The 9,881-nt window shown below is 50.1% G+C and carries 9 protein-coding genes; 5 read left to right on the top strand and 4 right to left on the bottom strand.

Annotated features, from left to right (window positions below):
- Positions 1-239 precede the first annotated feature (239 nt).
- Positions 240-998 (top strand): MerR family transcriptional regulator, encoded by a 759-nt coding sequence (locus B5G06_RS02740; RefSeq protein ID WP_087187559.1) that lies wholly within the window; start codon positions 240-242, stop codon positions 996-998.
- A gap of 158 nt (positions 999-1,156) precedes the next feature.
- Here B5G06_RS02740 and B5G06_RS02745 read toward each other — a convergent pair whose 3' ends face one another.
- The 3 genes from B5G06_RS02745 to B5G06_RS02755 all read right to left on the bottom strand — a co-directional run bounded on the left by B5G06_RS02745 (position 1,157) and on the right by B5G06_RS02755 (position 3,054).
- On the bottom strand, positions 1,157-1,681 hold the full coding sequence (locus tag B5G06_RS02745) for a GNAT family N-acetyltransferase (protein ID WP_242955323.1): 525 nt from the start codon (positions 1,679-1,681) through the stop codon (positions 1,157-1,159).
- A complete protein-coding gene (locus B5G06_RS02750; RefSeq protein ID WP_087187560.1) occupies positions 1,678-2,268 on the bottom strand; it encodes a GNAT family N-acetyltransferase in 591 nt (196 codons plus the stop codon). The genes B5G06_RS02745 and B5G06_RS02750 overlap by 4 nt, the downstream gene beginning before the upstream one ends.
- Before the next feature lie 111 nt (positions 2,269-2,379).
- The gene (locus B5G06_RS02755) at positions 2,380-3,054 is read right to left on the bottom strand and encodes an alpha/beta hydrolase (protein WP_204220729.1); all 675 of its coding nucleotides are present in this window, start codon (positions 3,052-3,054) and stop codon (positions 2,380-2,382) included.
- A gap of 363 nt (positions 3,055-3,417) precedes the next feature.
- Here B5G06_RS02755 and B5G06_RS02760 point away from each other — a divergent pair, with 363 nt between their 5' ends.
- The 4 genes from B5G06_RS02760 (at position 3,418) to B5G06_RS02775 (ending at position 9,407) form a co-directional block, all read left to right on the top strand.
- Positions 3,418-7,179, top strand: a complete 3,762-nt coding sequence (locus B5G06_RS02760; protein ID WP_087187562.1) for a hypothetical protein — start codon at positions 3,418-3,420, stop codon at positions 7,177-7,179.
- 183 nt (positions 7,180-7,362) lie between these two features.
- Positions 7,363-8,073 (top strand): tyrosine-type recombinase/integrase, encoded by a 711-nt coding sequence (locus B5G06_RS02765; protein ID WP_087187563.1) that lies wholly within the window; start codon positions 7,363-7,365, stop codon positions 8,071-8,073.
- A complete protein-coding gene (locus B5G06_RS02770) occupies positions 8,070-9,038 on the top strand; it encodes a tyrosine-type recombinase/integrase (RefSeq protein WP_087187564.1) in 969 nt (322 codons plus the stop codon). Before B5G06_RS02765 ends, B5G06_RS02770 begins: the two co-directional genes overlap by 4 nt.
- A gap of 54 nt (positions 9,039-9,092) precedes the next feature.
- Positions 9,093-9,407, top strand: a complete 315-nt coding sequence (locus B5G06_RS02775) for a DUF6809 family protein (RefSeq protein ID WP_343286348.1) — start codon at positions 9,093-9,095, stop codon at positions 9,405-9,407.
- A 251-nt stretch (positions 9,408-9,658) separates the two neighbouring features.
- Here B5G06_RS02775 and B5G06_RS14135 read toward each other — a convergent pair.
- Positions 9,659-9,881, bottom strand: a 223-nt coding sequence (locus B5G06_RS14135; RefSeq protein WP_204220725.1) for a hypothetical protein, incomplete at its 5' end; no start/stop codon positions are given.

The following is a 9,881-nucleotide window of genomic DNA, read 5'->3' on the forward strand; positions in this document are numbered from 1 at the left end:
CTTTCCTGCTTTTATCTGCATTATACCATAGAAACAGGACAGCTGTATGTCATGTTTGATTTGAAAGCAACCGGCGGCTTTCGTTCGCTCTGCGGTTAAAAAATCAGTTTTCAGTGGCCACTTCTCTCTTTTTATGGTATTGTTCGGTTGCCGAAAGAAAAAGAACCGTCAAATTGGAAAGCTTCCCTTGACTTTGACGCTCCGTCAACTGGTATAGTATCCGTAAGGAGGGATGTTTCATGGAGTATTCCATTCAGGAGCTGTCGCGCCTGTCCGGGGTGACCACCCGCACCCTGCGCTGGTACGACCAGATCGGCCTGCTCAAGCCCAGCCGGGTGGCGGAGAGCGGTTACCGCTACTACGGCGGGGCGGAGGTGGACCGATTGCAGGACATTCTCTATTACCGGGCCCTCGGGGTGGAGCTGGCCCAGATCAAGGAATGTCTGGACGATCCCTCCTTTGACCGTCTGGCCGCCCTGCGAAACCACCTGACCGCGTTGGAGGCGGAGCGGGAGCGGCTGGAGCAGCTCATCCGGTCGGTGAAAGACACCATCGGAGCGGAAGAAAGGAACGAAACCATGAGCGACGAGCAGAAATTTGAGGCGTTCAAGCGGCGCACGGTAGCCCATAATGAGGAAGTCTACGGAGCGGAGATCCGGGCCAAGTACGGCGACCAGGAGGTGGACGAGGCCAACGCCGCGGTAATGGGTTTGACCCAGGCGCAGTATCAGGAATGGACGGACCTGGGCCGGGAGATCCAGGAGCGGCTGGAGGCAGCCGTCCAGGCCGGGCTGTCCCCGGAGGCTCAAGAGGGCAAGGAGATCACCGCCCTCCACCGCCGGTGGCTCACCATCACCGGGAATCGGTACGACCCGGCCAGGCACCGGGGGATTGCGGAGCTTTATGTGATGGACGAGCGGTTCACCGCCTACTACGACAAACAGGTGCCCGGCTGCGCCCGCTTCCTGCGGGATGCCGTGGCTCATTGGGTGAAGTAAGAAACAGCCAAAGGCCCCCAGCTTTTCGCCGGGGGCCTTTGGCTGTCTCATGCTTTTTTCTCGTCAGGGAAACGCCTGCCAGTGCCGCCGTCAGTCGGCGCGGGAGCGGTCGGTCGCGGTTGGCCACACCCGCTCCACCGGGCAGGGGAAATGGTCGGCTACTTGGGAAGTCGGCATAAATTGTCCGTCCTTTCTAAGCGGTACTGGATCTCCCGCACCGGCATCCCGCCGATCTCATCTTCTGCATAGGCTCCGCTGGGGCGGAATCCCATGCGCTCATAGAAAGCTCTGGCCCGCTGGTTTCCCTCCAGTACCCACAGGAAAAGGTCACGATAGCCCATGGATTCCAACTGCTTCACTGCGGCGGAAAGCAGTGCCTTTCCCCAGCCGTTCCCCCAGTATTCCGGCAGAAGATAGATGGAAGCGATCTCACCCCAGCCTGCCAGCTCCGGCATCCGGCTGGCACAGCAACTGGCAGTGCCTACGATTTTTTCTCCCTCCAGCAAAAGCAGTGACTCCCGGCCGGCCTGTTCCAGATAGGGGACCCATTTTCCAAACGGGATGCTGTCCAGATATTCCTGGGGGAGCAGTCCACGATACGCTTCCCGCCAGCTCTCCTCGTACACCCGGCTGACAGCGAAGAGATCGTCGCCGGGGCGCAGTTTTCGAATTTCCATGGTCATAATATCCCCGCCTCGATAAAGTGAACGTCCGAGCTGTCCCAGTATTTTTTGTAGACCCGGTCTTTCTCCCCGTCCAGATTCAGCTGATACATCCGAAACGTGACCAGGATGTTTTTTGGCTGCCACTGCTCCTCGTAGGAATATTGGTATTTCATACCCACGTTTCGCATCACACCGCCGCTTCTGGGGTTGTTTCGGTCATGAGTAGCGGTAATATAGGGCAAACCGTCCTTTTTCACCTGCGCGATCACCGCCCTGCCGGCTTCCGTGACGATCCCTTTGTGCCAATATTCCTTGGAAAGCCCATAGCCGAAATCGTGATGTTCGTCCATAGCCACGTTTATGTAGCCAATTGGGGTGTTGCGCTCTTTCAAACAGATCGCATAGGCATACCCGCGGGGCTGGGCATAGATCGGCGCGTACCGTTCCTCGTAAAACTGCTTGGCTTCGTCCATGGATTTCACCGGATACCAAGGCAGAAACCGATTGACTTCTTCGTCCTGAAGGATCTGAAATAGCGCGTCCATGTCCTGCTCTGTGAATTTCCGTAAAATCAACCGTTCCGTTTCCAATGTGGGTGTATTCATCGGCTTTTTCTCCATTGTGTGCATGGTATGTGTTTGTCACTGCAACGCAGCGCTTCTCTGACAATGCCTCCCTGCTGCCAGTATAACGGTAAACATCCAGCCCGACAAGACTTACCGGCTCAGCATCCAGGCAATACCAGCAGCGGCGCGCTCCACGCTCTGGACAAAGTGGTTGCCAGGATTCAGCTGGAACACCGTGTCGATCCCTTTGCGCTGGTAATAAGCGTATATCTCCTCGGTGTTCTCCTGAACCGTGCGCAGGATCGGATTCTTGGTTTTGCTCTCCTTATTTCCCAGAGAGAAATATATGCAGTCCGGCTGGTGCTGTGGCTCATAGGAGAAGATGTACTCCTTCATGCCGGGAAACCAGAGGGAGCCGGACATGCTGCCCACCCGGGAAAACAGATCTGTCTGGTAGATGGCATACAGAGCGAACAGCCCGGCCAGCGAGTACCCGGCGATGCCCCGCCAGCGAGGAACGCCGCCAAGCTCTTTCTCCGCCGCCGGAATGATCTCCTCGGTCAGAAGCCGCAGATAGTCGTCCGCCCCGCCGGTGCAGGGGTCCGCATTTTTGAAAGTAGGTGGACTATCCCAGGGGGCCATATCGTGGTTCCAGTCCAGATCGCTGATGGCCACCAGCGTGAACGGCGGGCAGCCAGCAGCCTGCGCGGCCTCATATACCTTTTGCCCTTCGCCGGAGAAGGTGTTGAGGTAGATAATAGGGGCATTTGCTTCCAAACTCGGGAAAATGGATACCGTTTTCTCGTTTATCGTGAGGGTGTACATAGTGCGCATCATCCGCTTTCTACTATAACGAAGGTGATAGTTCTGCTTTTTGGACAAAATTATGTTAAACTGATTTTACCACAATAAGAAAAGACGAGAAAAGAGGTATAAACAAAACAGGGCAATTTTTGCTGATACTTTCCAATAAATTCTTGTCGGTTCCTGAAAATACAGCTATACTAAATGCAATGTACATCTGTAAAGAGAAGGCAGAAAGTCTGTGCGGTGAACAGACACGGAAAATGCGTCGCATAAACAAAGAATAGCCATAACGTGTAATGAAAACAGGGGTACCAAAGAAAACAGTATGTCCAACATTCCAGGTTCCTTAAATAGATCATTTGAACAGAGAGGGTGAGTCCGATGGTTTTTATTGATCGTGTCTTTAGAACGGCAAGTAGTCTTGCATCTGAGCTGAAACAAAGGTGTTCTGGTTTTATCCAAAATAGAAGTGAGCAAAAGGACGTGAAGCAGCCTGAGTACGGGGACTTACTGCCGGCCGATAATATTCAAAATGGCGATGAGTATATTACAGCCTTACGCTGGGCGTTTGAAAATAAGAAAATCAGGAACATTGCATTGACCGGACCTTATGGATCGGGTAAAAGCAGTATTATTGAAACTTTTCTGGCCGAGGATGAAAAGATCGTCCAAAAGAAGGGACGACTGAAAAGACGGCTTCTTCGATACAAAGCTATCAGAAAATCTGCTCTCAAGATTTCGATGGCAACTTTTGAAAAAGGGGATTCTGTACCGGAAGATAAGGAAAAAGTAATTTCTGTTAATGAGGATGAAGTGGAGCAAGGAATCTTAAAACAGCTTTTTTATAAAGTTGAGCCCCGCAAGATTCCACAGAGTAGGTATAGAAAACTTCATGCGATTCGATTCTCTACGGTATTTGTTCATGTTGCTGCCGGACTCATTCTGGCTGGCTTTTTGATGGCCATTTTTGCTGCGCCAACTTTCGAAAAATACAAAGAGATGGTAACAGGATTTTGCCCACCATACTCATCTAATCCTTTATTCATACCGGCACTGATGGCACTGCTTTCGGCAGTGGTGAGTTATTTGTATATTACGGTAATGTCCAAATTCAAAGTGAAGGAAATAAAATTGCCGACTGACACAACAGTTCAAAGCAGTAATGAAATTTCAGATTCTGTATTCAATAAGAATCTGGATGAGATCATGTACTTCTTTGAGCGCACCGGGTATAAAACTGTCTTTTTTGAGGATTTGGATCGCCTGACGGACCCAACAATATTTGTCCATCTTCGCGAATTGAACAACCTGCTCAATAACGATGATTCAATCAAAAACAAGCCTATCGTGTTCGTATACGCAGTTCGGGATGATATTTTTTCCAGAGAGGATCGGACAAAATTCTTCGATTTTATCATCCCGGTCATCCCGGTGATCAACTCTACCAATTCGGGAGAAATACTGCTTCAGATGCTGCAGGAAGCAGCTAAAAAGGGTAATAAGCATGATGTTTCTGAAGGGTTTGTGCTGGATGTGGCTCCTTATATTTCCGATATGCGGGTCCTGCAGAACATTTACAATGAGTTTATCGTCTACAAAAAAACGTTGCGCACTTCACAAGACCTTGATTTGTCAGATCAACAGATGCTGGCAATGATGGTGTTCAAAAATCTTTACCCAAGAGATTTTGCTGATATTCAGGATGAGAGAGGGGTCGTCAAAAAAGCCTTTCTGGATAAACAGGCCTTTATTGCAAAGGAACAACAAGAGATTCAAAAGAAAATTGATACCTATACAGAGACGATTACAGGGGCTCAGCAAGATGCGCTGAAAACCCTCCAAGAGCTCAAGTATGCGATGGTTGGAGCGCTTGCGGGAGGTTTTTACACATTTCTGGGTTTCAATAACTCTAACTATAGTTCCACCTCTTCTATTGCCATTGAACAGGTTGAAAGCGATGACTTCAACTTGGCGGAAATCCAAAAGAATAGCAAGTATATCTGGATATATGATTACAGTGGTAGAAAAATTTGCAAAGACATTGATAAGGAATGTTTGAAAACTTACATAGAACGCTGGGAGCGGATAAAACAAGTTTCGGAAAATGATTTCCAAAAATTGCAAGAGAATTTGCAAGAACTTCGTGATAAACAACATTCTTTGTCAGGACTATCATTTGTCCAGCTTTTAAAGGGATTTTCCGCCAAGAAAGTGTTGTCGGATAATGTACGCAGTAACGAACTGCTGGTCTTTCTGTTGCGGAGAGGGTATATCGATGAAAAGTATGCCAACTACATAAATTATTTTAAGGGAACCAGCATTACCAAAGACGACATGAACTTTATCCTCTCGGTAAAAAATCAATCTCCGCTACCTTTCAATTACAAACTGACAAAAACACCAATGGTCGTAGAAAGGCTGCAACTCTATGAATTTGAGCAAAAGGCAATTTGCAACTTTGATCTGATGGAAGAACTACTGGCTAAGAATCCTTCGGAAAAGCTGACAGCTTTTCTTGTGCAGCTGTCAGACCAAAGTGAAAACAGCTGGAAGTTTATCGATGAATTTATTGACAGAACAGCATGGCCGGATCTCTTTATTAAATTGTTGGCGGATAAATGGCCGGGAATGTGGGCGTCTGTTTCTGCAAATGAAACCTTAACGTATGAGCGGCAATTGCGATATCTACGCACACTGCTGAATGTGTCAGATGTAACGACTATTGAAACCCAGAACCAAGACGGATGCATAGCTCGCTATTTTGAGCAGCATGAAGACATCCTTCAACAATTGGTATCGTGTAATGTAGCCAACGTAATAGCGGCGATAAACGGCCTGAAGATTTGCTTTGAAACTCTACAGATTGCCAATGTCCCGAATGAAGTACTGGACTGCGTTTTTGATGGTTGCCGTTATGTACTCAGTGACTCAATGATTCAAACGGTCGTGAACTATAAAAATGCAGGAGCACTTAAAACGCTGAAGGAACAGCCCTATACAACAATCATCACTGTGGGATATGAGCCGTTGAAGCGGTATATCCATGAGGGTTTTGAGCCCTACGTTCGCAACGTGGTCTTGGAACACACAACGCTTTCCGATCGTGCAGAAGATATTGTAGACATGCTTATTCGGTTGAAGGATGAGCAGGATCTGCAACTTCAGCTGATTCAGAAAGAGAATTTCCACTTGGACAGCATTGAAGCGTGTGCGGGAGAGTGTGTCAAATCGGAGAGCAACAAGTGGCGGCCTATTTGGAATGCACTGCTGGAAAAGAATGTTGTCAGCATAAACTGGGAGAATGTTATTTCCTATTGGACGGCATACAAACTGAGCAATGAACTGAAGCAATATATTTCGCTCCATGCGGATGAGCTGTCGAAAGAGAATATCGAGGTTGTTCCGGATGACTTTATCCAGGAATTTATTTTGACGGATGTTGAGACAACCCTCAAAGAAAAACTTCTTCCCGTTTTGCGGATGAAGGACTTCAATATTCCCCTCCCGTCCATAGATGAATCGACTCTGCAGATTATGATTAACTGCCAATATTTTGCGTTTACGGTTGCTGCTTATTCAGATGTTGACAGTGTTTCGGCGGATATGAGTTTGATCTTCATCCTTAAAAATCAGGACGCGTATATGAGTTTGCATGAGGATATCCCAATGACAAGCGATCTGCTCGAAAAGCTTTTGACCAGCAGCCTTCAACAGGAATATAAATCCAAACTGTTTTCTGCGTATGCCGAAGATTATATGACGAAGAAAATCGCGCTGCAAATGTATACACTCCATATGCCGGTGACAAAAGGTATTTTTGCCGAGGCATGGAATTGCGTCGACGAAAGAGAACAAGAACAACTGCTACTGGAAAACTGTACAGTATTGGATGCTGTTGAGCTCGCACAGAAGTTCAAGGAAATGGGCGGAAACTATACAGCTCTTGCGGATCGCACGAAGCGGCGTGAAATTAACCTGTCTGCCACGCCGCAGCATATACAGTTGGCAAAGCATTTACAGACTATTGGTTATATTACCAGCTGGGAGGAAAAAGAGGAAAAGACCTTTGGCTCTGTATTAGAAAAAGAAACAAGTCGAAAGCGTTTGAAATTACGAATCCGGCAGATAAAACAGCCAAATTGAATTCGTGTGAAACGATCGGCTGATGAGAGCCAGTAGTCACTTTTGACCATATCACAAAATTGCAAGGTGCCCACTGCTATGTAAAAGATAACCGAGCTTTGAAGATAGTTGCATAGCGCGATTAAGTAGTAGCTATTTCTCTCTTTCTGTGGTATTGTTCGGTTGCCGAAAGGAGGCGACGATATGCAGAAAGAAAACCGCTGCACCGTAGGCCGGTGGTGTGACCGCTGGTTCTGCGAGAACCAGAGCAGATGGAGCGGCAGCACCGTGGGCGGATACCGCAATCTGATCTACCGCCACATTCTCCCCGGAATCGGGAGCATTCCGCTGGCGGAGCTGTCGGAAAATGCCGTCACCGGCTTCTATGACAGCCTGCGGAGCCAGGGACTCAGCGCCAGAAGCGTCTGGTGCGTCCACCTGCTCCTGCGGCGCTGTATGGACGAAGCGGCCCGTGACCAGCTAATCCACTACAATCCGGTACGGCTCTGCCGGGAACCGCAGGCCGAGGAATATAAAACGGCCCCCTTGCGCCTGGGCCAGCTCCAGCGATATCTGAACGCGGCGGAACAGCTTGGCGTGCTCCCACTTATCTACACAGGACTCTCCAGCGGCCTGCGGCAATGTGAACTCATCACCTTGTCGTGGGCCGATTTTCATATCCGCTTCCGGTACATTCTCAAGGGCCGGCGCCTGCTGGCCCTCAACCGCAAGGCGGAGCATCTTCTGGAGGGCATACCGGAAACCGGCCGCTATGTGTTCCTCAACCCCAAGACCGGAGCGCCGTATCAGCTCCACGAGTTCTATTACCTCCACAAGCGGATACTCAAACAGGCGGGCCTGCCGTGGGTGGCCTTCCGGAACCTGCAGCGCCAATGCGTGGAGGTGGGGATATGATACTGAAAGAGTATATCCTCCACTGGCAGGAGGTCTACGACAAGAACCAGAGCCGCCCCACCACCTACGCCGCCCATGGGTATCTCTTCAAGAACCATATCCTTCCCGGGCTGGGCGAGATCCCGCTGGAGGAGCTGACCGCAGAGCAGGTAGGCGATTTTTTGGAGGAGCGAAGGCTGTTTGGCGGCCACCGCCCGGAAAGCCCCGAATACCCAAGGCTGGGCGAACACACCATGCGGCATATCCACCGCCTGCTCCAGCAATGCCTGGATCAGGCCATCCGGGACGGCCTGATAACGGACAATCCCGCCCGTGCATTCCGCTATCCAAAGCCCAAAAAGGTCAGTGCCAATGTGCTGACCCCAACAGAGGTGGAGGACTATCTGGACGCGGCCCAGCGGCTGGGCTACCTCCCCATGTTCCTGCTGGCGCTGACGGCGGGGCTTCGGCAAGGCGAGCTGATTGCACTGAGATGGAGCGACCTGGATGTAAAGGAGTGGACGCTGACCATCTCGGAGAGCCGCGCGGTAGAGCGGCGGGAGCTGGTGGAGTATAGAGGCGGCACCAGGACCGTCAGCCTGACCCAAGAAGTTGTAGAGCTTCTGCGCACGGAACACACCAGGCACCCCAGTAGCCCGCTCATGTTCATGCACCCGGCCACACAGCGGCCCTACTCGCCCCAGATGGTGCGCCGGATGCACAATGAGATCATCAAGGAGGCCGGGCTGGATCATATCCGCTTCGCGGACCTTCGGCACACCTGCGCCGTCCTCGCCCTGCAAAATGGGATGGGCACCGAAGAGGTATCGCAGATGCTGGGCCATTTCCGCACTTCCATGACGCGGCAGAACTACGCTCCCTATCTGACCTGTCCAGCCGCCAAAAGCGAAAACAACCACAGCGAAGCATCCCAGGAGGAACTGCGGCAAGCGGCAGATATTCTGGACAACCTCCTGAAATTTTGATAGCTATTGTGCGGAAAGTGTGGTATATGTTTGGTTCGCAAGGAGATGATGGTGATGGAAAACAAACTGCTCAAAGAGCTGTATGATCACTTTTATGTCCGTCCCGAGCTGGACGAACAGGAGAACGAAGTGGAGGAATGCCACAAAGCGTTGATCGCGGCTTTGGAAAAGCCGGAGCGCAAGCTGGTGCTGCGGATCATCGATGCACAGGACTCCATCAGAGAACAGACCTCCCTCGACAGCTTTATCGCCGGCTTTGAGGTGGCGTGGAGGCTCTCGGCGGAAGTACACAACGACGAAAACGAGCGCTCGTTCTCCTATCGAACCAGGAGAGCGGGCGCTCGTTTTATAGAAGAACCGGAACAGTAGGAGCGGCCTGGGCAGCCCTCGAAAGGGTGCCAAGGTATTCTGCTTGCAGACTCGGGTTTTAACGCTCCCACACAAGAACTGTGTCCGCTATGGCCTGCTCGAATTCAGCCTGAGCAAGACCGGGGAGCAAGACGGCCCTTTCTTGGTTGTCTGCTTCGCACGATAATAGATTACGATGGCTTAGTTTTCAGATACGCCGAACAATTCACCAATCTGAGTATAGGGTGACTCCCCAAGGGCCCATGATTATTTCAACTATGCGGAATCAAAAATCGTGCGAATTTATCATTCACTTGCTTTATCCGACTGAATATGCTATTGTTATAAATAACACTTTTGGTATTGGGATGTGCATGGTGGATTGCAAAAGTAACTTCCGGTTTGCACGATTTACTTCCGGTTACGGAAAAGTCTTGCAAGACTAAATTCCGGATAAGTTGGGCAGGTAACAAAAACCCGGAAGTTAATTTTACA

The organism is Flavonifractor sp. An52 (genome assembly GCF_002159385.1).
Classification (GTDB): Bacteria; Bacillota; Clostridia; order Oscillospirales; family Oscillospiraceae; genus Flavonifractor; species Flavonifractor avicola.

What these genes read in the sequence shown, in the direction of transcription:
- B5G06_RS02740 (WP_087187559.1), top strand. Translation starts at nt 240, where the DNA reads ATGGAGTATTCCATTCAGGAGCTGTCGCGCCTGTCCGGGGTGACCACC.
- B5G06_RS02745 (WP_242955323.1), bottom strand. Translation starts at nt 1,681, where the DNA reads ATGACCATGGAAATTCGAAAACTGCGCCCCGGCGACGATCTCTTCGCT.
- B5G06_RS02750 (WP_087187560.1), bottom strand. Translation starts at nt 2,268, where the DNA reads ATGAATACACCCACATTGGAAACGGAACGGTTGATTTTACGGAAATTC.
- B5G06_RS02755 (WP_204220729.1), bottom strand. Translation starts at nt 3,054, where the DNA reads ATGTACACCCTCACGATAAACGAGAAAACGGTATCCATTTTCCCGAGT.
- B5G06_RS02760 (WP_087187562.1), top strand. Translation starts at nt 3,418, where the DNA reads ATGGTTTTTATTGATCGTGTCTTTAGAACGGCAAGTAGTCTTGCATCT.
- B5G06_RS02765 (WP_087187563.1), top strand. Translation starts at nt 7,363, where the DNA reads ATGCAGAAAGAAAACCGCTGCACCGTAGGCCGGTGGTGTGACCGCTGG.
- B5G06_RS02770 (WP_087187564.1), top strand. Translation starts at nt 8,070, where the DNA reads ATGATACTGAAAGAGTATATCCTCCACTGGCAGGAGGTCTACGACAAG.
- B5G06_RS02775 (WP_343286348.1), top strand. Translation starts at nt 9,093, where the DNA reads ATGGAAAACAAACTGCTCAAAGAGCTGTATGATCACTTTTATGTCCGT.